This window comes from Caballeronia sp. GAWG2-1, from assembly GCF_023631405.1.
Classification (GTDB): Bacteria; Pseudomonadota; Gammaproteobacteria; order Burkholderiales; family Burkholderiaceae; genus Caballeronia.
Map to the genome: position 1 here is coordinate 1 of NZ_JALQDD010000026.1, position 22,855 is coordinate 22,855.

At 61.9% G+C, this 22,855-nt stretch carries 16 protein-coding genes; 10 read left to right on the top strand and 6 right to left on the bottom strand.

Annotated elements, in window-relative coordinates:
* From NCR98_RS15250 to NCR98_RS15270, 5 genes are all read left to right on the top strand, one after another.
* The coding region (locus tag NCR98_RS15250) for a hypothetical protein (protein WP_502799752.1) at positions 1 to 1,311 on the top strand (1,311 nt) is incomplete at its 5' end.
* Positions 1,312 to 1,640: 329 nt separating this feature from the next.
* On the top strand, positions 1,641 to 2,936 hold the full coding sequence (locus NCR98_RS15255; protein ID WP_250526576.1) for a hypothetical protein: 1,296 nt from the start codon (positions 1,641 to 1,643) through the stop codon (positions 2,934 to 2,936).
* Positions 2,937 to 3,277: 341 nt separating this feature from the next.
* Positions 3,278 to 3,631 carry a hypothetical protein gene (locus tag NCR98_RS15260; protein ID WP_250526577.1) on the top strand — a complete coding sequence of 118 codons (354 nt, stop codon included), beginning with the start codon at positions 3,278 to 3,280 and terminating at the stop codon, positions 3,629 to 3,631.
* Positions 3,632 to 4,058: 427 nt separating this feature from the next.
* Positions 4,059 to 4,409 carry an immunity protein Imm33 domain-containing protein gene (locus tag NCR98_RS15265; RefSeq protein ID WP_250526578.1) on the top strand — a complete coding sequence of 117 codons (351 nt, stop codon included), beginning with the start codon at positions 4,059 to 4,061 and terminating at the stop codon, positions 4,407 to 4,409.
* A 294-nt stretch (positions 4,410 to 4,703) separates the two neighbouring features.
* Complete coding sequence (locus NCR98_RS15270) at positions 4,704 to 6,500, top strand: ShlB/FhaC/HecB family hemolysin secretion/activation protein (RefSeq protein WP_250526579.1); 1,797 nt, start codon at positions 4,704 to 4,706, stop codon at positions 6,498 to 6,500.
* Positions 6,501 to 6,586: 86 nt separating this feature from the next.
* Here the strand turns inward: NCR98_RS15270 and NCR98_RS15275 are convergent, their stop codons facing one another.
* A complete protein-coding gene (locus tag NCR98_RS15275; RefSeq protein WP_244829716.1) occupies positions 6,587 to 7,087 on the bottom strand; it encodes a M48 metallopeptidase family protein in 501 nt (166 codons plus the stop codon).
* Positions 7,088 to 7,300: 213 nt separating this feature from the next.
* Between NCR98_RS15275 and NCR98_RS15280 the strand changes: the two genes are divergently transcribed.
* The 3 genes from NCR98_RS15280 (at position 7,301) to NCR98_RS15290 (ending at position 13,442) form a co-directional block, all read left to right on the top strand.
* Positions 7,301 to 7,861, top strand: a complete 561-nt coding sequence (locus NCR98_RS15280; protein ID WP_250493210.1) for a metal-dependent hydrolase — start codon at positions 7,301 to 7,303, stop codon at positions 7,859 to 7,861.
* Positions 7,862 to 7,919: 58 nt separating this feature from the next.
* A complete protein-coding gene (locus NCR98_RS15285; protein ID WP_250526580.1) occupies positions 7,920 to 8,417 on the top strand; it encodes an LEA/WHy family protein in 498 nt (165 codons plus the stop codon).
* Between the two features lie 168 nt (positions 8,418 to 8,585).
* Positions 8,586 to 13,442 carry an NAD-glutamate dehydrogenase gene (locus NCR98_RS15290; protein ID WP_250526581.1) on the top strand — a complete coding sequence of 1,619 codons (4,857 nt, stop codon included), beginning with the start codon at positions 8,586 to 8,588 and terminating at the stop codon, positions 13,440 to 13,442.
* Position 13,443: 1 nt separating this feature from the next.
* On the opposite strand, the gene NCR98_RS15295 is transcribed toward NCR98_RS15290, so the two are convergent.
* Positions 13,444 to 13,632 carry a hypothetical protein gene (locus NCR98_RS15295; RefSeq protein ID WP_244828599.1) on the bottom strand — a complete coding sequence of 63 codons (189 nt, stop codon included), beginning with the start codon at positions 13,630 to 13,632 and terminating at the stop codon, positions 13,444 to 13,446.
* A 297-nt stretch (positions 13,633 to 13,929) separates the two neighbouring features.
* Here NCR98_RS15295 and NCR98_RS15300 point away from each other — a divergent pair, with 297 nt between their 5' ends.
* Together NCR98_RS15300 and NCR98_RS15305 are read left to right on the top strand one after the other, a co-directional pair.
* Entirely contained in the window at positions 13,930 to 15,210 is a 1,281-nt protein-coding gene (locus NCR98_RS15300) for a sensor histidine kinase (RefSeq protein WP_250526582.1), read from the top strand.
* Positions 15,207 to 15,887 carry a response regulator transcription factor gene (locus NCR98_RS15305; protein WP_250526583.1) on the top strand — a complete coding sequence of 227 codons (681 nt, stop codon included), beginning with the start codon at positions 15,207 to 15,209 and terminating at the stop codon, positions 15,885 to 15,887. Before NCR98_RS15300 ends, NCR98_RS15305 begins: the two co-directional genes overlap by 4 nt.
* A gap of 41 nt (positions 15,888 to 15,928) precedes the next feature.
* On the opposite strand, the gene NCR98_RS15310 is transcribed toward NCR98_RS15305, so the two are convergent.
* The 4 genes from NCR98_RS15310 to bcsZ all read right to left on the bottom strand — a co-directional run bounded on the left by NCR98_RS15310 (position 15,929) and on the right by bcsZ (position 22,854).
* Positions 15,929 to 16,207 (bottom strand): hypothetical protein, encoded by a 279-nt coding sequence (locus NCR98_RS15310; RefSeq protein WP_250526584.1) that lies wholly within the window; start codon positions 16,205 to 16,207, stop codon positions 15,929 to 15,931.
* 144 nt (positions 16,208 to 16,351) lie between these two features.
* Positions 16,352 to 16,687 (bottom strand): host attachment protein, encoded by a 336-nt coding sequence (locus NCR98_RS15315; protein ID WP_250526585.1) that lies wholly within the window; start codon positions 16,685 to 16,687, stop codon positions 16,352 to 16,354.
* A 195-nt stretch (positions 16,688 to 16,882) separates the two neighbouring features.
* Complete coding sequence (locus NCR98_RS15320; protein ID WP_250526586.1) at positions 16,883 to 21,709, bottom strand: cellulose synthase subunit BcsC-related outer membrane protein; 4,827 nt, start codon at positions 21,707 to 21,709, stop codon at positions 16,883 to 16,885.
* A complete protein-coding gene (gene bcsZ / locus NCR98_RS15325; RefSeq protein ID WP_244828587.1) occupies positions 21,703 to 22,854 on the bottom strand; it encodes a cellulose synthase complex periplasmic endoglucanase BcsZ in 1,152 nt (383 codons plus the stop codon). Before bcsZ ends, NCR98_RS15320 begins: the two co-directional genes overlap by 7 nt.
* Between the last annotated feature and the right edge of the window lies 1 nt (position 22,855).

A 22,855-nucleotide genomic window follows, 5' to 3' on the forward strand; every position in this document is an offset into this window, starting at 1 on the left:
AACGAGACGGCGACGACGAAGAGCGCGATCGGCGCGGGAACGATCACGATCACGGATGGTGCGAACCAGAAGCAGGACATCGCCAGTCTGAACCGTGACACGGCCGACTTGAATGGCACGGTAAGCAAGTTGCCGGATCTGTCTAACTTGCTGAATCAACAGGCGAGTACGCAGCAGGCAGCGGCGATCGTGGCGCAGACGGTGGCGACGCAGATCGGCAATTATGCGGATCGGCAAAAGCAGGCGGCGGACGCTGCGGGCGATCAGGACACGGCCGATAAGTGGAAGGAAGGAGGCGCGTACCGGATCGCGATGCACATCGCGGGCGGGGCGGCGGTTGCCGGTCTTGGTGGTGGTAGTATCGCGGGCGGCGCTGCGGGCGCGGGTATCTCAGCGGCCGCAGCGGGCAAGTTGAACGATTTGAGCGAAGCTATCGCCACTTCGAGCGCGACGGGTAACGCAGATGCGGACAAGGCACTCGGGAATATCATTGCGAATGTGATTGCCACAGGCGCAGGTGCTGCCGTGGGTGGCGGCTCTGGCGCGATGACGGCGTCGAATGCTGATCTTTACAATCGGCAACTTCATCAGGACAGCACGGCGAAGGAAAAGACGCTGGCCAAGAAGCTAGCCGACGAGAGCGGCGGCAAGTACACCGAGCAGCAGATCGAAGATCAGATGGCGCAGATGAATCTGAAGGTGAACGGTCTGACGGAATCAGGCGGTGTTCGGGTTGCGACTGGCGCGCAGCCGCAAGATGGAACTGACTGGCAGCCTTATGGCGTAAATCAGGCGGGACAGCAAGTTTGGACCCAGAGCGTTGGTCCGGGTGATCCGGGTTTGCAGGCTTACATCGCCAAGGGCGCGCAAGGTAGTGGGCTATCGTACCAGCCGACGACCACGGGTTCCAATCCGGGAGTGATTCGTGCGCCGGACTTCGTGAACTTCCAGCTTGATTATTTTGTGGGTAGTGTATGGGGAACGTTCACGCGCGATGGGAATTCGTTCTTCGGTTATGGTGTAAATGCAGCGCTTCCAAATCCTGTTCAAGCGTCGGCGAGTATTACGGCTGGATGGCTTAATCAATCAAGCGTCTCGCCGGGTCAAGTGAATAATTTCGCTGGAGGTTATGCCGGTGGTATGTCCGGCGCTTACGGCATATTTGGTGGAGGTATTGTGTCTTCGCCCGGCAATGGAACCGCGACAGTGATCGGTGTTGGTGGTGGTGCGAGTGCAGCAAAAAACACAAATATCGGTGGAATCAGTGGTGGGTTCAGTAACGATCAAGGTAAAACAGGATTGAGGTGGTGATTATGGTTGGGATTCCTGGATCAACCCCTAAGACCCGAGGTCAAAAGATCGTGGGTACCATAGCCTTTACCGCAATCATGGGCTTTATCGTATATGTAGTAGTAGAGAACATCCTCTTCCGCTAAAGCAACGAACCCCGCTGAGCCCGGTTTCGTTGAATGCAGCTGTTCAAGCGGGCGTAGTGATGAGCTTGCCATCCTAAACTTGAACGTGCACGCGGCTGTGTTGTTTGAACCCAGTCTATTCGAGCCACAGCCCGACAAGCTGAATGCGAGCTACGGGCCAGTCTGAACCGTGACACGGCCGACTTGAGTGGCACGGTAAGCAAGTTGCCGGATCTGTCGAAGTTGCTCAACCAGCAGGCGAGCACGCAGCAGGCAGCGGCGATCGTGGCGCAGACGGTGGCGACGCAGATTGGCAATTATGCAAATCGGCAAAAGCAGGCGGCGGAGGCGGCGGGCGATCAGGACACGGCCGATAAGTGGAAGGAAGGGGGCGCGTACCGGATTGCGATGCACATCGCGGGCGGGGCGGCGGTGGCGGGCTTGGGTGGTGGAAGCATCGTAAGTGCGGCGCAGGGTGCTGCTGGAGCGGGGATATCGGCGGCGGCAGCGGGCAAGTTGAACGAGTTGAGCGAAGCTATCGCCACTTCGAGCGCGACGGGTAACGCAAATGCGGACAAGGCACTCGGGAATATCATTGCGAATGTGATTGCCACAGGTGCGGGTGCTGCCGTGGGTGGCGGCTCTGGCGCAATGACGGCGTCGAATGCTGATCTTTACAATCGGCAACTCCACCCTGACGAAAGAAAATGGACGAAGGATAACGCGAAGAGGTTTGCCGACTTCTACAAGGATCAGACGGGGCAAACGCTGACGGCAGACCAGGCGCAGCAGATGTTACTGGCAAGTGGCTATCGAATGGTGGATGCGGCCGCGAGCGCGGGACCGGCGCCGGACGGAAGCAAGTACGCGACGGCGTTCATTAGTCAGAATGCTGGCAGCATGTTCGCTGCTACTGCAGCCGAGTACAACAATCCGTTCTTGTACGGTAGCCAGGATGGGGCGCTGACGCCGGAGCAAAGGGCGTTGCCGGGAGCCGTAGCTAACCCTAAACTTGGACTCGCTATTGCGGGTGCGTTGGCGGCACCGGCAGTCCTACCTGCACTGGCAACAATACCCGGTGCGCCGATCTTCGGGATTGATGGTGCGTTGGGTTCAAGTACATGGGCTTCCCCGCTCGGCATCGGCGCGATCACAGGAACAGTCAACGCGACCTCACAGTATATTCAGAACGGCTCAGTGAATCCCGTTGACGTCGCTTATGCTGGGATCGGCGGAGCTGGCGGAATGTATGGTGGATTCTTTTGGAACGTTGGCCTCAATGCAATTACGGGAGCTGCCGACACGGCAACCAACAACGCCTTGTCCGGTAAGAACGACAGTATTGTGACGGGTGCAGCGGCAAATGCTGGCGCGGCAGCTATAGGCTTTAAGATCGGCGCGGGCGCTCAATCCATTGCAGCCGGATCGAGCGGAGCTAATTGGTTTATTCCGAATAATCTTCCGAATATTACTGCTGGATTTTTGGGGCGGCCGGAGCGGAAAGTGGGGCGGCAGGAATAAATGCGGCCAAGACGCGGGTCGGAAAATAAAATGAGTAAATACATCCTTACCTACGTAAAGTTGTTCCTTCTGAGCTTCGTAGGCGCGATGGTGTTAAGAATCTGGATGATTTTTATTTCCATGTGGATACATGGCGACCATTATCAATGGGGATGGGTCGATGTAAAATTTATTTTGGTTAAAGGCGGCCTATTGACGGTTTTATTCTGGGTTACCGTAACTATCGGCTGGATGAAAAACAGGTCATAAGCCAATGCGTCATTTCTTTTGGCAGCGTTCTACTGATGGCACGCCAAAACGCGCCAACCTAATGGAAGGAAGGCGCCGAGTACAGAACCGCGATGCAAATCGCGGGCGGGGCGGCGGTGGCCGGCTTGGGTGGCGGAAGCATCGGAAATGCAGCGCAGGGTGCTGCTGGAGCAGGGATATCGGCGGCGGCAGCAGGTAAGCTCAATGAGTTGAGCCACGACATTGCCGCGTCGAGTCCGACCGGCAACGCCGATGCGGATCGAGCGCTCGGCAATATCATTGCGAACGTCATCGCGACCGGCGCGGGTGCGGCGGTGGGCGGCAGCAGTGGCGCGGCGGCGGCTTCGGCCGTCGATTTGTACAATGGCCAGATCACCGCCCTAAGCCTGACGAACGACCGGGCCACGAGAATGCAGCAGGTAATGACATTACGGACGAGCATCTAAATATTGTGCCGTCGGGCGGTGGAGTTATTAACGAGGCAGAAGCTGGCGAGAAACTCACGGTGGGCGGTGGTGGTGCATGGGGCGGAGTGAATGGCAATGCAAAATCGGGAGTTTAAGACAGTAGCTTTACGCCTAACGAAGGTGTCTCTACGCCATACATTCGCCCGACAGGAGCTGGGCCAACTAATGCACAAAATGCAGCATTTCAAGGACAGCCGTGTGTGGATTGTGGTGCTGTAACCGGCAAACAAGTTGCGGATCACGTAGATCCTCTAGTAGTACAGTATTATCGTTAAGGTTCTGTTAACGTGGAGCAACAGCGTTCGGCCGATGCTGTCCAGCCGCATTGCCCGACATGTTCTTCAGTACAAGGCGGCCAGCTAGGAGCCTTCGGGCGCGCCATGAAGAGCTATTTTGGATTCTGATTATGAGTGAAGACATTCGCGAAACACAGCGGAAAATGTGCGTGAAATTTAATGCCGCGTACTTTGGATGTGACCTCAGTCTCAAGGTGGGAATCTACCGCAATGTAAAGGATGGACTTCGTCCATTGAATGGACTTCGACTTCAACCTGAAGGCGGTACATGTGGTTGGTATATTTGGGCTGGAGACAAGTTCTCTGATGCGCCGGACTTCTTTGTTCCCCTGCATGCAACGCACATCGAAGATTGGGCACCTTTGATCATTCCATACCTCGGATTGCCGCCTGGCTGGAGATTTATTGTCACTGAACATTATGACGACGTGTGGGAAGATCCTCATTTACTTGCTAAATGAACTACAGGGTGAACCGAATAACTCAACGGTGGTCAGTCGAATGACCAAACAGTTTGCCGCGATGTTGATGTGGTCATCGGGATGTTTCGCGACTTTTTTGATCATGGCGATTTAACTGAGTTTGGCCTAAGCAAGACGCGTCGTCTTCGGGAACCTAGAGCGCGCTAGATCGCCACCTCCAAGACACAACATACGAGAGCCATCGTCCGACGAAGTGATTTCGAGCTTAAATGATGAGCGAAGAAGGCTTGCGAAGACGAAGGCATGCGAAGTAAAAGTGAGTATTTGAGCATTATGAGAATCAGAAAGTGGCTGACGGCTTTGCCGCTTACAGCCTTCGCATCACTAGGGATACACGCACAGCAAGCACCAAACTCCGCAAATGAAGCGGCAGCAGCGCGCGCCAACGCCCAGCAAGAACAACAGGTCCAGCAGCAACGCGAAGCGCAGCAACGTGAGACGTCAGTTCAAACGCCCGCCGTGCGCTCAAGTGTTCCCGGCGATCAGGGCTTTCCAACCCTGCCAACCGAATCGCCGTGCTTTCGCATCAACACATTCGCGCTCGACGTTCCACCAAGCCTGCCCGACGCGATACGCGCCAAAGGCGCATCGGCTCTACCGCTCGATCCCTTCGCGTTCGCACGTGAATGGCTCGGCCACTACACCGATCAATGCATCGGAAAAGAAGGCGTGAACCTGCTGACCAAAGGCCTGCAGCAAGCGATCCTGAGTCGCGGCTACATCACCACACGCGTGTTGTTACCCGAGCAAGACCTGTCGCATGGCACGCTCAAGTTCGCGCTAGTCCCGGGCGTCATTCGTGACATACGGTTCGCCGAACCCTTGTCACGGGGCGCGTGGAAAACCGCTTTCCCCACAAGACCCGGCGACGTCCTCGACTTGCGCGATCTTGAACAAGGCATCGAACAGATGAAGCGCGTCGCCAGTCAAGATGCGGACATGAAGATCGAGCCGACCGAAATCCCCGGCGAGAGCGATGTCGTGCTCACGGTCAAGCGCGGCAAGCCTTATTCGTTCGTCGCATCGGTCGATAACTCGGGCAGCCGCGCGACGGGTAAGCTCCAAGGCAACCTCAGTCTCGGCATCGACAACCTCCTTGGCCTGAATGACATCCTCACTGTCGGCGCAAATCAGGACCTCGAGTTCGGCGACAAGGGCTTGGGTTCGCATGGCTTCAACGGATCGTACTCGATGCCATGGGGCTATTGGACCGCGACCGTCTTCGGCAACACCAACACGTACTATCAACAGATCGCGGGCGCCAACCAGACCTTCGTATCGAGTGGCAACTCACAGACCGCCGGCGTCAAACTCGCGCGCGTCTTACATCGCGGACAAAGCGACGTGTTCGGCACCTACGTGCAACTGTCGAAGCGCTTCGGCGCGAGCTTCATCGACGACACCGAGATCGAACTCCAGCACCGCAACAACACGTTCCTGGAACTTGGTCTGACGGATCGGCATTACCTGGGTGGCGCGCAGTTCGACGGCACGCTTGCGTTTCGCCAGGGCATCGGCGCATTTGGCGCGACGCCCGATCCATCCTTGCCGCCCGACCCGAATATCGCACCTACGCCGGCGACCAAGCCAAGCGGCCCGACTTACCGCTTCCACATGGCCGTGCTCGATGCGAACCTCTCGGTGCCGTTAGCCATCGCAAATCAAGCGCTTCGCTACGTGACGACGATCCACGGCCAGTACACGAACGACACGCTCAACTACATCGACGATCTGACCATCGGCAGCCGCTATACGGTGCGTGGCTTCGACGGTGAACAGATGCTCGCGGCCGAGCGCGGTTTCTACTGGCGCAACGAGTTGCAAGCGCCGATCGGAAAGACAGGGCAAGCGCTCTATGCCGGCATCGACTATGGACGCGTTTTTGGTCCGAACACGGCGTTTCTCGCGGGTACGCAGCTCGTGGGCGCGGTAATCGGCATTCGCGGCGGCGTCCCAACGAAATATGCGGGCTTGAGTTACGACCTTTTTGCCGGCACGCCAATCTACAAGCCGTCAGGGTTTCCAACCTCACGCGTTACGGTTGGATTCCAAATGACGGCCCAACTCTAAGTCATCGCGAGGGGGCGTACTTGAAAGTACGACCCCTCGCTCGGGCACTGAGCGAGCAGGCGTCGCACCCTTAGCCTTCTTCCTGATCATCCTCCCCGCACCAAATCCCGATGCGTCAAATAAAGCCGTAGATCGAACTCGATTTGGTGGTACCCCGGCTGCATCAATTCGCAAAGCCGGTAAAACGCCTTGTTGTGATCGTTCTCTTTCAGGTGCGCGAGTTCATGCACGACAATCATCCGAAGAAACTCGGGAGCCGTATCCTTGAAGAGCGATGCGATCCGTATCTCTTTCTTCGCCTTGAGCTTGCCGCCCTGCACACGTGAAATCGCCGTATGAAGTCCGAGCGCATGACGCAGCACATCGAGCTTGCTGTCGTAGATGACCTTGTCGATCGAAGGCGCCACGCGCAGAAACTCGCTCTTGAGTTCCGCACAGTATTGATAGAGCGCGCGGTCGGACTGCACCGCGTGCTTTTGCGGATAACGCGCTTCGAGATAGCTGCCGAGCTGTTGCTGGGCAATCAATCGGCGCACTTTGTCCTGTAGCGTATTCGGATAAGCGCTCAGGTATTTCAGCTGTTGCATGACGATAAAAGTCGATAGATAAAGATGCACGAAGGCGCGCACGCGCAGCGTTGTTTTATTCATTCTAGTCAACGCTGCGCCATCTCGCCGCCGAAAGAACCATGAGCGGTGTTGCAGGTCCCGCATTTACGTAAGTTTCTGTATCCGCCCGCTCCGGCAGACGCGCGCCATGCGAACATCTGCGCTCTTCATTGCAAGCAGGACAAGGCAGTCATGGCATCGAGCAAGGCCCATCACGCGACCGGGTGGGCTGCGGGAATCATCGCGGCGGCAATCGTTGGCCACATGGGCAACATCGGCAGCGCGCAAGGCATCGACAAGACCAGCGGCGGCATGTATTACCTTTACCTTGCGCTGGCGTTACTTGCTGGGGTAGCCGGTGCAACCGCGCCGGACTGGCTCGAAGTCGCCTGGTGGAGCAAGAGGCGCAAGCTCTGGATCACGCATCGCACGCTGACGCATTGGGGCATTGGCTGGGTCGCCTTGCTCGCGCTTTCGTGGCATTTGCTGAGACAGCATCCCGCCGCGGCGGTCGGCTTCGGGTTCGCGTGCGGCGGCATCATGCATCTGCTCGCGGACTGGCCCAACCCGCTCGGCGTGCCCTGGATCGGTCCGCGTCATTCGCTCAATCTCTGGACGAGCGGAACCTGCGACCTGATCGTGGTCGGCTTGTCATGGGTTGCCGCGTTCTATGTCGTGGACGATCTCTGGTTCCATCACGCGCATGTTCGCATGCTGCTGAACGCGGTGCATGTGCTGACCGGTCCGGCATGAAGGCATCACCCCGTTAGAATGTCCGTTGCCTAATCTCTCGCAACAGGAGCCCTTGCCGATGCAACCGAATCACGCGCGAAGCCGTTTCCTTTTCCTGATCACCGCTCTCGTGATGCTGTTCGCCTTCTCCGGGTGCGCGAGTCTGCTCAACCGCGACAGCCTGCGCGTGAGCGTCGCGGGCATCGAACCGCTCGAAGGGCAGGGGCTCGAAATGCGCTTCGCCGTGAAGCTGCGCGTGCAGAATCCGAACGATACCGCCGTGAACTTCGATGGCGTCGCGCTCGATCTCGATGTCAACGGCCGTTCCTTCGCAAGCGGCGTCAGTCCGCAAAGCGGCACGGTGCCGCGCTTCGGCGAAGTCGTGGTGGCGGTGCCGGTGACGGTGTCGGCGGTATCGGTGGCGCGTCAGGCGCTCGGCTATGCATCCGGCGACTCGGTCAGCAAGGTCTCCTACGTCGCGCGCGGCAAGCTCGCGGGCGGTCCATTCGGCGGCACGCGTTTCTCCGACTCCGGCACCATCGACTTTCCCGGCGGCAACGGCGCGTTGGGTTACTGAGCAGCCCGTCTTCGGGCTGTCGCGCGTTCGTCATCGTGACGGAATAAGGTGCCCTGACGAGCGCTCGCGCATTGTGCATCCGCACATGGTCCATCCAAGGCTTCCGCACGACGGGGCGCATAATCCTGCAGAGCATCCGACAGACTCGAAAAGACTGAGGAGGGCACCATGCTGGTCAGGAACGAAGCGCAGGTCGAACATCTCATCAAGGATCTGCTCGAATTCGCACACGGGCGTCTGCCTGACGCCGCCTTCCAGCTCATCGAGCCTTTCCTGTGTCATTACTACGACCAGGTGGATATCGAGGACATCGCGAGCCGCGATATCGCCGATCTCTACGGCGCGGCCATGGCGCACTGGCAAACGGCGCAGCAGTTCGCGGGCGGGCGCGAGGTCCTGCGCGTCTACAACCCCAATCTCGAACAGCACGGCTGGCATTCCGACCATACGGTGGTCGAGATCGTCAACGACGACATGCCTTTCCTCGTCGATTCCGTGACCATGGAGCTGAACCGTCTCGGTCTTGCGCTGCATTCGGCCATTCATCCGGTGTTTCGCGTGTGGCGCGCGGATGCCGGGCCGCACGCCGGCGAGATCGTGCGTATAGGACAAGGTCACGCCGATGCAGGCGATGGCCGCTCGTCGCTCGAATCGTTCATTCATTTCGAAGTGGACCGCTGCAGCGAAGGCGAGCGGCTCGAAGAAGTGCGCGAGAGCATTGCGCGGGTGCTTGGCGACGTGCGCGAGGCGGTCGAGGACTGGCCGAAAGTGGTCGATGCGGCGCGCGCGTCCATCGCCGATCTGAAAGCGCGCGATACGTCTCCCGACGGTCTCGAAGCGCGCGCCTTTCTCGAATGGATGGTGGCCGATCACTTCACGTTCCTCGGCTGCCGCGATTACGACCTCGTCGAGCACGAAGACGGTCTCGCGCTACGCGGCGTGCCGGGTTCGGGAGCGGGCATTCTGCGCGAGCCGGCGGGCGGCGATCTCACGCCGCTGCCACCGGGCGCGGCCGCGATCGTCGAAGGCGCGGCGCCGATCTTTCTGACCAAGGCGAATTCGCGTGCCACGGTGCATCGGCCGGGCTATCTGGATTACGTCGGCGTGAAGCGCATCTCGCCCGACGGCAAGGTCACGGGCGAACGGCGCTTTCTCGGGCTTTACACATCGACGGCTTATCTCGTGCCGACCTCCGAGATTCCTATCGTGAGGCGCAAGTGCGCGAACATCGTGCGGCGCGCGGGCTTCCTCGAAAAAGGGCATCTCGCGAAGTCGCTCATCTCCGTGCTCGAACAATATCCGCGCGACGAACTTTTCCAGGCCGATGAAGACGTGCTCTTCGACATCGCGCTCGGCGTGCTGCGTCTGCAGGAACATCAGCGCACGCGTCTGTTCGTGCGGCGCGATCGCTTCGACCGCTTCGTGTCGTGTCTCGTGTTCGTGCCGCGCGACAAGTTTAACACCGACCTGCGCCGCCGCATTTCCAAAGTACTGATGGAGGCGTTCAACGGCAAGAGCATCGAGTTCACGCCGCTGTTGTCGGAGTCGCCGCTGGCGCGAATTCATATCGTCGTGCGCGCGGATCGTGGCGCAATGCCCGAAGTCGATACGCGCGAACTCGAAGCGCGCGTCGTGCAAGTCGCGCGCCGCTGGCAGGACGATCTCGCCGATGCGCTCATCGACAGTCACGGCGAGGAAGAGGGCAACCGGCTGTTGCGCCGTTATGCGGATTCGTTTCCCGCCGGTTATCGCGAGGATTATCCGGCACGCACGGCGGTGCGCGACATCGAACTGATCGAGGCGACGCATTCGCGCCCCGGCGGTCTCGCGATGAGTCTTTATCGGCCGATCGAAGCGGCCATAGAACCGGGACGGCGCGCGTTTCGCTTCAAGGTGTATCGCGTGGGCGAGCCGATCGCGCTGTCCGCAAGCTTGCCGATGCTCGAACATCTCGGCGTGCGCGTGGACGAGGAGCGGCCGTATCTGATCGAGCCGAACGGCGCGCCTACCGCGTGGATTCACGATTTCGGTCTCGAATTGCAGGACGACGTGGAGTTCGATATCGACCGCGTGAAGCCGCTCTTCGAAAACGCGTTCGCGAGCGTCTGGACGGGCGAAACCGAGAGCGACGACTTCAATCGCCTCGTACTGCGCGCGCAGTTCGGCGCACGCGACGTGACCATCATGCGCGCGTATGCGAAGTATCTGCGGCAGGTCGGCTCGAATTTCAGCGACGCGTATATCGAACGCGCGCTCACCGGCAATCCGAAAATCGCGACGAAGCTGCTCGAACTTTTCATGGTGCGTTTCGATCCCGCACGCGGCGGCTCGGCCGAAGAGCGCGAACCGCACGTCGAACGCGTGCTCGCCGATATCGAAGCGGCCCTCGACAAGGTGCCGAATCTCGATGAAGACCGCATTCTGCGGCAGTTCCTCGGCGTCATCACGGCGACCGTGCGCACGAATCATTTCCGCCGCGAGCCGAACGGAGAACCGCGTCCGTATCTGTCGTTCAAGCTCGATCCTTCAAAAGTGCCGGGTCTGCCCGAACCCAAGCCGATGTTCGAGATATGGGTCTACGCGCCGCGCGTGGAAGGCGTGCATCTGCGCGGCGGCCGCGTGGCGCGCGGCGGCTTGCGCTGGTCGGACCGGCGCGAAGACTTCCGCACCGAGGTGCTTGGCCTCATGAAGGCGCAGATGGTGAAGAACGTGGTGATCGTGCCGGTCGGTTCGAAGGGCGGTTTCGTCGTGAAGAATCCGCCGCCGCTCACCGACCGCGAAGCGTTTCTCGCGGAAGGCGTCGCGTGCTATCAGATGTTCCTGCGCGGCCTGCTCGATGTCACCGACAACCGCAAGCCCGATGGCATCGTGCCGCCGCCCGATGTCGTGCGCCACGATCCCGACGATCCGTATCTCGTCGTGGCGGCGGACAAGGGCACGGCCACCTTCTCCGATTATGCGAACGCCATTGCGCATGAATACGGCTTCTGGCTCGACGATGCCTTCGCCTCGGGCGGCTCGGTTGGCTACGATCACAAGAAGATGGGCATTACGGCGCGTGGCGCGTGGGAGTCGGTCAAGCGGCATTTCCGCGAGATGAACTTCGATACGCAGACCACCGACTTCACCGTGGTCGGCGTCGGCGACATGTCGGGCGATGTGTTTGGCAACGGCATGTTGCTGTCGCGGCATATCCGCCTGATCGCGGCGTTCGATCATCGGCATGTGTTCCTCGATCCGAATCCGGATGCGGCCACGAGCTTCGAGGAACGTCAGCGTCTCTTTGCGTTGCCCCGTTCGAGCTGGGCCGATTACGACACCGCGTTGATCTCGGCGGGCGGCGGCATTCATGCGCGCACGGCGAAGACCATTCCCGTGTCGCCGCAAGTGCAGAAGGTGTTGGGCATCACGGCATCGAGTCTTGCGCCCGTCGAGCTGATCCGCGCGATTCTGCTCGCCGAAGCCGATCTGCTCTACAACGGCGGCGTCGGTACGTACGTGAAATCGAGTATCGAGACCAACGCGCAAGTCGGCGATCGCACCAACGACGCCGTGCGCGTGAACGGTGCGGAACTGCGCTGCAAGGTTGTCGCCGAAGGCGGCAATTTGGGCTTCACGCAACTGGGGCGCATCGAGTTCGCGCAACAGGGCGGACGCATCAATACGGATGCCATCGACAATTCGGCGGGTGTCGACTGCTCGGATCACGAAGTCAACATCAAGATTTTGCTCGGCCTCGTGGTCGCGGACGGCGAGATGACCGAGAAGCAGCGCAACGTGCTGCTCGCGGAAATGACGGACGAAGTGGGCCTGCTCGTGTTGAAAGACAACTACGCGCAGACGCAGGCGTTGTCGATTGCTAACCGTCACGTCGCTGAGACGCTCGATGCCGAGGCGCGCATGATGCGTTATCTCGAACGCGCGGGCCGGCTCAAGCGCAAGATCGAGTTCCTGCCATCCGACGACGAAATCGCCGAGCGCGCCGCTGCAAGGTTAGGACTGACATCGCCCGAACGCGCCGTGCTGCTTGCCTACGGCAAGATGTGGCTCTACGACGAATTGCTCGAATCCGACGTGCCGGAAGATCCACTCGTCGCCGATCTGCTGCCCGCGTATTTTCCGAAGCCGCTGCAGCGCCGTTTTAGCGCGACCATGCAGCATCATCCGCTCAAGCGCGAGATTCTCGCCACGCATCTGACCAACGTGCTCGTGAATCGCACGGGTTGCACGTTCGTGCATCGGCTGATGGAGGAAACCGATGCGCGGCCGAGCGATATCGTGCGCGCCGCATTGATGGCGCGCGACGTCTTCAGCCTCGATGACTTGTGGCGCAATATCGACGGACTGGACAATCTCGTCGCGGATGAAGTGCAGGCACGCATGTTCGTCGATGTCGTGCGTCTGCTTGACGACACCGCACTCTGGTTTCTGCGAACGCTCGAACAAAGTCCGAACGATGCGGCGGGCGTGCTCGCGCGTTGCCGTGAAGCCGCGCATAGGCTCGCGCCGCAACTGCCCGCGCTCTTGCCGGCCACGCAACTCGATGCCTGGTACGCGCGCCGTCGTGAACTCGAAGACGCCGGCGTGGAAAGCAGTCTCGCCGCACGTGTCGCGAGTGGCGAGATTGCCACGGCGGTGCTCGATAGCGCGGAAGTGGCCGCCTGCTCGGAGCGTGGTCTCGAAATCGTGGCGAGCGTCTACTTCGGCATCGGCACGTTGCTGGATTATCGCGGTATCGCCGAGCGCGCGATGGCTTTGCCCATCACCACGCACTGGGACTTGTTGGCCCGCGCCGCCGCGCTCGAAGAGCTCGGCCGGCTCAAACGTGCGCTGACGGTGAGTGCGCTCGAACAGTCGAGAGGCATCGATAATCCGGATGTGATCGTGGAGAGTTGGCGCGCCAAACGCGAGGCGGCGCTCGACCGCTACACGCGCTTGCTCACCGAGCTTCGCGCGAGCGGCGGCACGAGTCTGTCGATGCTGCTCGTCGTGGTGCGCGAAATGGCGGTGCTCGAACGCGCCTGAATCAGCGGCGCTTTTTCCTGGTGGCTTTCGGTGGCGTGAGCGCGGCGGTCCAGAAGTCGGCTACTTGCTTCTGGCTGCGGCGCGTCGCCGTTTTCGTCTGTCGCCTGGCGGCCGCCGTTGCGTGGCCGCGCACCGATCCGGCCACGGCATTGGCGCCGGACAACCACATGCTCAGAAAAGGGTTCTTCATGGCGTTTGCCTGATGGTTGCGTTCGTTGATTCGTTTTCAACGCATCTCGAACGCACGGGACGTGCCCGCGCGGTGCGGTTGTGGTATTGCTTGGACGAAGCCTTGACGATCGAGGTTTTCGGTGAACGCAACATTCGCGCTGCGCCTTGCAGATGGCGGGTTGGCGCTGCGACCTTGATCGGCAAGAGAAGAAAGTAGCGACGCGCTTGGCAAATGCCGGGGCATCGCCTACGTCCTGCATGCCATTTCACGCCGCCGCGTTTGTAACGGGCGACGGACTGACAGGAGCACGGGGTCATGGCTATCGTGCACGCCACAGCGGCCTTCGCGGCCGCGTTGATGGGACTGACGCTCGCGCCCTTCGGCAAGCGCGCGCCGGCGCGGGACATCCGGGTGGCGCGCGCGTCGCTCTCGCTTCGTTTCAGCTCGCTGTTCTCCGTGCCGCCGTTCAAGCGGCATGCGCATGGTGCCGCATCGCAAGCCATTGCAGTGCCCGCGAGCATCGAACCCAATTCGTCCTTGCGCGATACGCTCGAATGCCTTCCGCTCGCGATCCTGATTCTGCAAGCCGATGGCCGTATCGAGTTCGTGAACGGCAGCGCCGAAAAGCTGCTCGGTTATGCGCGCTGCGAGCTGATCGGCGAACTCGCGGAGCTCGTCGTGCCCGGCTTGCAGATGGCGAGCCTGCAGCAGCCTGACGATATTGGCACGACCGTCGCGCAACTCTTCGCACGCCGCAAGGACGGCACGCAGTTTCTGGCCGATGTCGCCCTCAACGCGATGCACGGCAGCGACGCCTGCCTCACGCTTGCGGTGGTCATCGACCGCACGGACCGTTACGAGCTGCAGCGCAATCGCCAGGAACTGGCGCATATGACGCGCGTGTCGATGCTCGGCGAACTTGCAGCATCGCTTGCGCATGAATTGAATCAGCCGCTCACAGCCATACTCAGCAACGCGCAGGCGGCGCAGCGCTTCATGAGCCGCGAGCCGATCGACCTCGACGAAATGCGCGAGATTCTGCGCGATCTCGTCGCCGACAACAATCGTGCGAGCGAGATTTTGCGACGCATTCGCGCGCTCGTGAAAAAGGGCGAGCTGGAAGTCGCGCCCTTGTCGATGGCTGGCGTGATCGGCGATGTCGCGTTGCTCGTGCATAGCGACGCCATCGTGCGCGGCATTCGCGTCGTGCTCGAATTGGCGCCCGACTTGCCGCAGATCCACGGCGACAAGATTCAGCTGCAACAGGTCGTGCTGAACCTGCTGCTGAACGCCTTCGACGCGATGAACGATTGCACCGGCAAGCGCGTCGTGACCGTATCGGCTGCGCGTGATGGCAATGCGTGGCTGCAAGTCACCGTGCGTGATGAAGGCGAGGGCTTGCCCGCTGCTTTCACGGACGAACTCTTCAAGCCGTTTCATACGTCGAAGCGCGATGGTCTCGGGCTTGGGCTTTCCATCAGCCGCACTATCGTGGAGATGCACGGCGGGCGCATCTGGGCGGAGAGCAACAGCGGACATGGCGCGGCGTTTCATTTCAGGTTGCCGATTCGGGATCACGTAAGGACCGCGCCATGAGCGAAGTCTTTATCGTCGACGACGATGCTTCCGTGCGCCGCGCGCTCGAGCGTCTAGTGGGCGCGGCGGGTTATCGCGTGGAGGCGTTTGCGTCGGCACAAGCGTTTCTCGATCGCGCGCGTAAGCGGGCGGACCCCGCCTGTCTCGTGCTCGATGTGCAGTTGCCGGGCGTGAGCGGACTCGACCTGCAGCGCGCGTTATGCAACACGAGCGAGACCTTGCCGATCATCTTCATCACCGGTCACGGCGATATTCCGATGACGGTGAGCGCCATGAAAGCGGGCGCGACGGATTTTCTGTCAAAGCCCGTTGGCGATACGGCCTTGCTCAATGCAATCGATGCCGCGCTGCTTCGTTCGGCCGCGGCGCTAGTCAGCCGCGATGAAATGGCCGGAATTCAACGCCGTATCGAACGACTCACGCCGCGCGAACGCGAAGTGCTGATACTCGTGGTGAACGGCTGGCTCAACAAGCAGGTGGCGAGTGAACTCGGCACCGTCGAAAAGACCGTGAAGGTGCATCGCGCACGTGTGATGGAAAAGATGGAAGCGCATTCGCTCGCGGAACTGGTGCGTCTGTCCGACAAGGCGGGCATCTTCACTTCGGTCGGCGCACGCGCGGGGTACGCGAGCCGTGATCGTGGCGAGCGTGGCGCCGGCAATGCAGAGGTTCATTGAGCCGCGCCGGAAACTCAGGCGCGACTTCTTGCCGTTACGGCTTAGTGCGGGAAAGCGCCGTGTTCCGGTGCTTGCATCGGCGCGTGCTCGTGGTCGCGATTCTGCTCCATGCCGCGGTTGTCGGCGTGAAGCTCGTCCCGACGGCGTGCGTCCGGACGGCGTTCGTCGTGACGACGCGAATCGACGCGGCGCTCGTCGTGACGCTCTTCGTGACGGTACTCGTGCTTTTCATGCTTGTCGTGCTTGTCGTGCTTGTCGTGCGCGGCGAACGCGCTCAGCGACAGCGAAGCCATGACGATCGCGGCGAAAATCTTCTTCATTTAAAGCGCTCCTGATTCCATGACCGCAAGCCGGATGGCTCGCGTTGCGGAATCAACGTGCGCTTGGGTCTTTCGTTGACCCTTAGTATGCCGTTGTAAGGACTTTCAACATTTGTTCACAGATGTCGGCATGAGCGCGCGCCGTCAGAAGGGGCGGCGCGCGCTCATGCCGGCTGAGTCTTCGCTGGCATCTTCATGGACGAGCTTTTGAATCTCGATGCTCAGATACTCACGCAAGGTGCCGAGAAAACACGGTTCCACTGCCAGCCGCAAGCGATCGAAGCGATGATTCACACGGCTGCGTTCGAGCATTTCGGCAACGGTTCGGGCGAATTGCCGGTCGCGTTCATTGGACTGCGGGGCGCGAGGCGCCGGGTTACGAAGCTCCTCGATTTGCCTGAGGTCAAGCTTGAGCCCTCTGGTTTCGAAGATCCGGGCACGGCTGTCATCGGCGGCCAGAACCCAGGTGATGGCGGTCATGTTGCTCCTCCTCCTCGCGGCCTTGAGCGCGAAGTCCCGACATTGTGCGCTTTCTCTCGCGCGTCGTCAGACAAGTCTGTCACGCAGTGCAGCAAAGCGCGCGGCGGGTTCCAGGAGGAGCAACGATGTGAGGCAGCGTCATGCAATTTCGATGCGCCATGCACCGCAACGTAGGCGCATGGCGTCGAGTCCGCATCAATTCGCGAACGACAAATACGGCGAGCTGAAAGCCTCCGGCGGGAAGAGCGGCTGCACGCTGGTTTGCCGCGTGAAGCTGTATCGAACGTACACGGCAGCGAGCCATTCGCGATACTGATACGCGTTGCCGAACGAAGCCGTCGCGCCGATGGCGAGTTGCGGCGCAAGCTGGTATTCGCCCGTCGCGTTGAGCGAGTAGGACACGCCCGTCTTGCTCTGGCTCGGATAGACCGCGCCGGCATCCGGTGCAAGGTTGGCCGCCGCGAACGCCGCCTGATAATTCGGCTCCGTCGGGAAGTAGTTCGACGCGTCCTGCCGATAATGCTGCACGCCGATCGAGCCCTTCAGGTCGTATGTGAAAAGCCCGGTGCGGCCCATGTATTCGACCGGAAAGTTGAGAATGACGTACTGCTGCGGACTGAAGTAGCCGCCTTGTCCGTAGGTGAAGTACGAAAGGTTTTTGTCGTAGTGCATCAAGGTGGTATTCGCGCCGATGGTCAGCGCCTGATCCGCGTCCTTGATGATGCGCGTGTACACACCGCCGCCGCCCTTGACCGCGTTGTTCGTGGCGACGTTCTTGCCGTCGAGGAACTGGTACATCGCGTTGACATAGACACCGCTCGTGCCGTCGTCCCAGGCGAGGTCGCCGCGCGCACCGCTCGATGTCACGCCGCCCCAGGTCGCGCCCGCAAGCTGATCGCGCGCGCCGGCATAGGACAGCAGGCTGTCCGTGACCGCGCGTCGTGCGACGGCGAGCGAGTACGAGACTTTATCGGTGATGGCGTTCTGATACTGCAAACCGCCGACGACGTTGGTCTCGCGAAAGCCGAGCGGCGTCGTGCCAACATCGCCCTTGAAGTTGCGGTTCTCGTAACCGACCGCGAGTCCCACGCCGGTCGCCGTCTGGGAGCCATACTGGTTGCCGGCGGCCGGAGCGATCGCGTTGATGCCGGAGCCGAAGCGCGCGAGCGTGTTCTGCTCGCTGCTGGCGGTGCCGGCGTCGAGCGTGACGGGCGTCGCCCGCACGATCACGTGGCCGTTGCCGGCCTTGATGCGGCCTTCGATGGGCGCTTCGATATCGGTGAGGTTCGAGAGACCGTCTTCGCCGTTGCGATTGCGGAAGATGATCCCGCCCGACACCGTGCTGGCCTGTTCCCGCTCGATCTGCGCGAGTTCATCGGCGACGCCTGCCGTCTGCGGATTCGCGACGGGCGCGGGCATGCCGCCTGTGTTCATCGTGGCGGCGGATGCGGCGCGCTGCCCGGCTTGCGCGGCTTGCGGATAATACGGCTGCGCGTAACCGGCGGGTGGTTGCGGCACGTACTGTTGCTGGGCGTATTGCGGTGGATAGGGTTGTTGATATTGCTGTTGCGGATACTGTTGCTGCGGGTAGGGCTGCTGATATTGCTGCTGCGCATAAGCTTGCTGCGGATACGCTTGCTGATACGGCGGCTGATATTGCTGCTGCGGATAGCCTTGCTGCGCATAAGCCTGCTGACCATACGACGCCTGCGCGTACTGCAGCTGCTGCGGCGCGTTGGCGGCTTTACGCGATGCCGAGCGCTTCGCCGTCGATGTACCCGCCCGAGTGCTCGCGCTTTGCGGCGCATAAGCTTCCGACTGCGCGGCTTGCGCCGCGGGCGACATCGGCCAGGGCGAACTGTTATACGCGTCCTGAGCGGCAGACGGCGCGCCTTGATACATCGGCGCTTGCTGCGGATACGGCGCGGGCTGCGCGTATTGACCTTGTTGCGGATATGAAGCGGGTTGCGCGTACTGCGCTTGCTGAGGATACGAAGCCGGCTGCGCATACTGAGTCTGCTGACCCGGATAAGCCTGCTGCGCGCCACCCGCGCCCTGATCCTGTCCCGGGTACGGCTGCAACGGCGCACCGGATTGCCCCGAGCCATAACTGTCGGGACCATAGCCGCCCTCGACCGGACGCGGCACCCTGACAGGGACGACCCCGCCACCCGACTCCCCCGACCCATCCGCCGCACCGCCATACCCACCGCCCGCAACCGGACGAGGCACATTGGCAGGCGCCCCCGGCGCGCCGTTATAAGGACTCACATAAGGCGCGGAATAAGGCACGGTCTGAGGAGGCGGCAAATAGTTCGGCACGGGCTGCGAATAAGTCGGTGTGATGTTCTGGCGATACCCCGGAAACGCATTCGATCCGGCGGCAAGCGCGGACGGCGCCGTATCGACGGCGGTCTTGCCTTCGAATGGATTGGTGCCCGGCAACGGCATCGTGCCGATACGGCTCATCGCGGTCTGCCAGTCGCGCGGCAGGTTGCTCGCCGGCTGACCGGAAGCAGGCGCGAGCGGCGTATTGGCCGCAAGCAGCGAGCGCTGCAGGAACTGCGCGGCGAGATCGAGCTTGCCTTCTGCCCGATACATCCTCCCGATCGATGCAAGCACGCCCGGATCGTTCGGCGCGGTGTCGTACGCCTGTTTGGCGAGCGTCTCCGCCAGCTTGAAATCGCGCACGCCGGTGGCGGCCGACATCGCGGCGGCTTGCAGATTCACGTCGTCCGGACGGCGCGCGAGCGCAGTTCGATAGCAGTTGAGCGCGCTGCGGTCGTCGCCCGCCGAGGTGTACATGCGGCCGAGCGCGGCCTGCAAGTCGGCGTTGTCGGGCATCGCGGCGAGCCAAGGTGCGATCACGTCGTAAGCCGCCGCGAGATTGCCGCTCTGGCGCACGTTGTCCGCCCGCGCGATCACGATTCCGACGTTCAGATTGTTGAAGTCGGCGCGTTGCTGCGCGGTGAGCGGCATCGACTGCAGCCGGCGCATCACGGAACCGAGTTCGGCGTCCTGCTGGGTCTGCGAGAGAATGCCCGCGTATTGCAGCAAGAGACCGGGATCGTTCGGCGAATTGGCGATCGCGCCGCGCGTGAGCGAGAGTGCGCGCGATGCATCGCCCGCTTTCAGATACGCCGACGCCACCGCGCCCGTCAGTTCCGCGTTGCCGGCAGCAAGCGGCTCGGCGCGACGCAGAATCGCATAGGCCTGCTGGCGCTGACCGGCCGCGGCGGCGCGCGTCGCGAGTTCGGTCTGCTGATGCACCCACAGACGATGTTGCAACGCGCCCATCGCCGGCGTGCGCTGCGCGGCAGGAATCCGGTCCAGTTGCGATAGACCCGTCGACCAGTCCTGTGTTTCGGCGGACAGAAGGGCGCTCGCGTAGAGCGCGTCGGTCATGTCGGGGTGCGCCGCGAGCAAGCCGTCCATCATGCTGCGCGCATTGCCGACCGCGCCCTGACGCACGTAAATGCGCGCGAGGTCGAGCCGTAGCCACGGATCGTCGGGGCTATTGAGCAGCGCGTCCTCGAAGAGACTGCGCGCCGTACCCAGATCGCCGCGTGCTTCGGCGGCGCGTGCCTGCGCGGCTTGCGCATCGCCACGCAGCTTGTTGATGCCGCCGGCTTTCGCCTGTTGCTCCGAGTTCAGCTTGTTGGCGAACTCGAGCGCTTCATCGCCGCGTCCCTGCGCCGCGAGCGCGCCGACGAGTCCGCGAATGGCATCGGGATTGTCCGCCTGACGCCGCAACGCCATGCGGTACGCCGCTTCCGCGCCCTTCGGATCGCCATTCGCCAGCAGCATTTCGCCGAGCAGCGTCTGCGCGGTGACATCGGCGGGACTCGTCGCGATGGCGCGTTCGAAAAGCGCCTTGGCCTTCGCGATCTCGCCGTTGCTGCGTGCGCCGATGGCATCGCTCGTATAGGTCCAGTACGTCGCGCTCGTCAGCGCGTCCTTCCAGCGCGCCGGATTGCCGGCCCGCGACGCGCGTTCGAGATAGCTGCGCGCTTCCGCGAAACGCTCCTGTTTCAGCGCGATGACGCCGAGGCCGCCGAGCGCGTCGGCATCGTTCTGATCGCTGGCGAGCACCGACGAGAAGCGCGCCTGCGCCGCGGCCAGATCGCCGCGATCCACGGCAGCGAAACCTTCTGCGACAGTGCGACCGCGTGCATCGACGACTGCGCCCGCCTGCGCGCGTTCGCGTGCTTCCTTGTCCTGCAGCACCATCGAATCGAAACGCGCCTTGACGGCGGCATCGTCGGGCGAACCTTGCAGATACGCCTGAAACAGCGGTGCGTCCGATGCGCGCGCGCCGAGCCACAGCAGCGCCTGCCGCCAGCTCTTCTTCGCCTGCGCGCCGACCGTGCTGTCGTTCGACAACGCCGCCAGCCGGGCGATGCCATCGCGCCGCGTCGAATCGCGATACGTCAGATGCTGCGCATAGGCGAGGGTGTAGCGCGGATCGTCGGCGTTCTGGCGCGCGAGCTGTTCGAGGCCGCGTCGCGCTTCGTCCCAGCCTTGCGGCGTCGCGGCGAGCGCCTGGTAATACTCGAGCTGAAGTTCGGGCGTCGCGGGCTTGCCTCCGATGGCACGCTTGTATTCCTGCACCGCCGACGCGCTCTGTCCGCTCTGCGCGAGACGGCGCGCGTCGTTGACGGTCTGATCGCGCGCGCTGGTTTCGCCGAGCCGCCGCCCCAGATCGTCGATGTTCGGATAGTTCGGCGCGACCTGACGCAGTTGCGCGAGATATTGCTGCGCGCCGCTGCCGTCCTTGCGATCGGCGAGCACCATGCCCATGCCGAAGAGCGCATCGGGCTGCTTCGGGTCGAGGCGCAGCACCTTCTGCCACGCCTGCTCCGCGAGGTCGCCGCGCTTGTGCGACTGCCAGTATTTGCCCTGGTCGATCAACACGTTGAGCGGATCGGCACTCGTCTGCGCGATGGCGATGGCCGGCGCCGCCGCCGCGAACAATGCCGCGATGCGGATGGCCAAGGTACGTTGTCTGGCCCGCTTCAGCATGCGCTTCTCCAGTTCGGCACGAGACGGCCGGATTCGTCGAAGCGATAGCGGCCTTCGACAAAGCCGCCACCGAAGAGACCGAGCACGCGGTCGTAATACACCGGTTCGCGGCCCGCGCCCGGCGGCGCGACGAGTGCTTCGAGATGCGTGCGCGCGAGGCCCAGGCCGTGCTGGTCGTTCAGCGCCTTGAAGTATGGCGCGAGCGCGCCCCAATACGAGAGCGGGCCTTCGCCGCTGGCCGTACCGGTCGTCGAAGAAACCTTCTCCGGCGGAAATCCCGTCTGCGCCACGCTCTGGCGCATGCCGCCGAGCGCGTCGAGCCAGGGCTTCGCGAGCGGATCGCCCGCTGCCGTCATGCCGGCCCAAAGATAGACGCGGATCGCGTCGTAGCTGCCGGTATCGCCGCTTTTTGGATCGACCACGAACTGGCCGTTCTGACTTGTTTGATACGCCGCCCAGTCGGGCGCATAGCCGCGCGGCGCGGTGATCTTGATCATGCGCGCGGCGCTTTGCGCGAGCTTCGCCCACGGGCCGTCGGGCATGTCGCGAGCCAATGCGCGCAGGAGCGGCAGCGGCAGATAGCTCGGGTTCAGACGCGTGACATCGCCTGTGCGAAAGCCTTGCGGACCGGGCAGCAGCATCGGCCCGAGGCCCGGCAGATCGACCACTTCCTGCTTGGCGATCTGCGCCGCGAGCGCCTGGCCGAGCTTCGTATAAGCCGGCTCCTTCCACAGCCGTCCGGCTTGCAGCAAGTCGTATGCAATCCACAAGTCCGAATCCGATGCCGAGTTCGGGTCCATCACGCCATAGCTGCCGTCCGGCTTCTTGCCCCATTGCCACGAAGGCAGACGCACGTTGTTCGCATCGAACTGATTGCCGGCCAGATTGGCGCGCGTCCAGTCGAGCAGACGGTCGAAAGTCGCGCGGTCGTTGGCGACCAGCGCGAAGAAGAGGGCGTAGGACTGGCCTTCTGAGGTGGTCTGCTGCGCGTCGGTGGAATGGTCGACGACTCTGCCATCGGCCTGCACGACGCGCTCGACGAACAACCGATACGCCGGCCATTCGCATTGCTGTGCAGCTTGTGAACTCAACGCCGCGCCGGCAAGAACACCCGCGACGGCGGCCTTCGAAATTGAACCCCGCATG

Coding starts and splice junctions, on each gene's coding strand:
- NCR98_RS15315 (WP_250526585.1), bottom strand. CDS start 16,687: ATGACCGCCATCACCTGGGTTCTGGCCGCCGATGACAGCCGTGCCCGG.
- NCR98_RS15290 (WP_250526581.1), top strand. CDS start 8,586: ATGCTGGTCAGGAACGAAGCGCAGGTCGAACATCTCATCAAGGATCTG.
- NCR98_RS15260 (WP_250526577.1), top strand. CDS start 3,278: ATGCAAATCGCGGGCGGGGCGGCGGTGGCCGGCTTGGGTGGCGGAAGC.
- bcsZ (WP_244828587.1), bottom strand. CDS start 22,854: ATGCGGGGTTCAATTTCGAAGGCCGCCGTCGCGGGTGTTCTTGCCGGC.
- NCR98_RS15295 (WP_244828599.1), bottom strand. CDS start 13,632: ATGAAGAACCCTTTTCTGAGCATGTGGTTGTCCGGCGCCAATGCCGTG.
- NCR98_RS15305 (WP_250526583.1), top strand. CDS start 15,207: ATGAGCGAAGTCTTTATCGTCGACGACGATGCTTCCGTGCGCCGCGCG.
- NCR98_RS15310 (WP_250526584.1), bottom strand. CDS start 16,207: ATGAAGAAGATTTTCGCCGCGATCGTCATGGCTTCGCTGTCGCTGAGC.
- NCR98_RS15275 (WP_244829716.1), bottom strand. CDS start 7,087: ATGCAACAGCTGAAATACCTGAGCGCTTATCCGAATACGCTACAGGAC.
- NCR98_RS15320 (WP_250526586.1), bottom strand. CDS start 21,709: ATGCTGAAGCGGGCCAGACAACGTACCTTGGCCATCCGCATCGCGGCA.
- NCR98_RS15300 (WP_250526582.1), top strand. CDS start 13,930: ATGGCTATCGTGCACGCCACAGCGGCCTTCGCGGCCGCGTTGATGGGA.
- NCR98_RS15265 (WP_250526578.1), top strand. CDS start 4,059: ATGAGTGAAGACATTCGCGAAACACAGCGGAAAATGTGCGTGAAATTT.
- NCR98_RS15280 (WP_250493210.1), top strand. CDS start 7,301: ATGGCATCGAGCAAGGCCCATCACGCGACCGGGTGGGCTGCGGGAATC.
- NCR98_RS15285 (WP_250526580.1), top strand. CDS start 7,920: ATGCAACCGAATCACGCGCGAAGCCGTTTCCTTTTCCTGATCACCGCT.
- NCR98_RS15270 (WP_250526579.1), top strand. CDS start 4,704: ATGAGAATCAGAAAGTGGCTGACGGCTTTGCCGCTTACAGCCTTCGCA.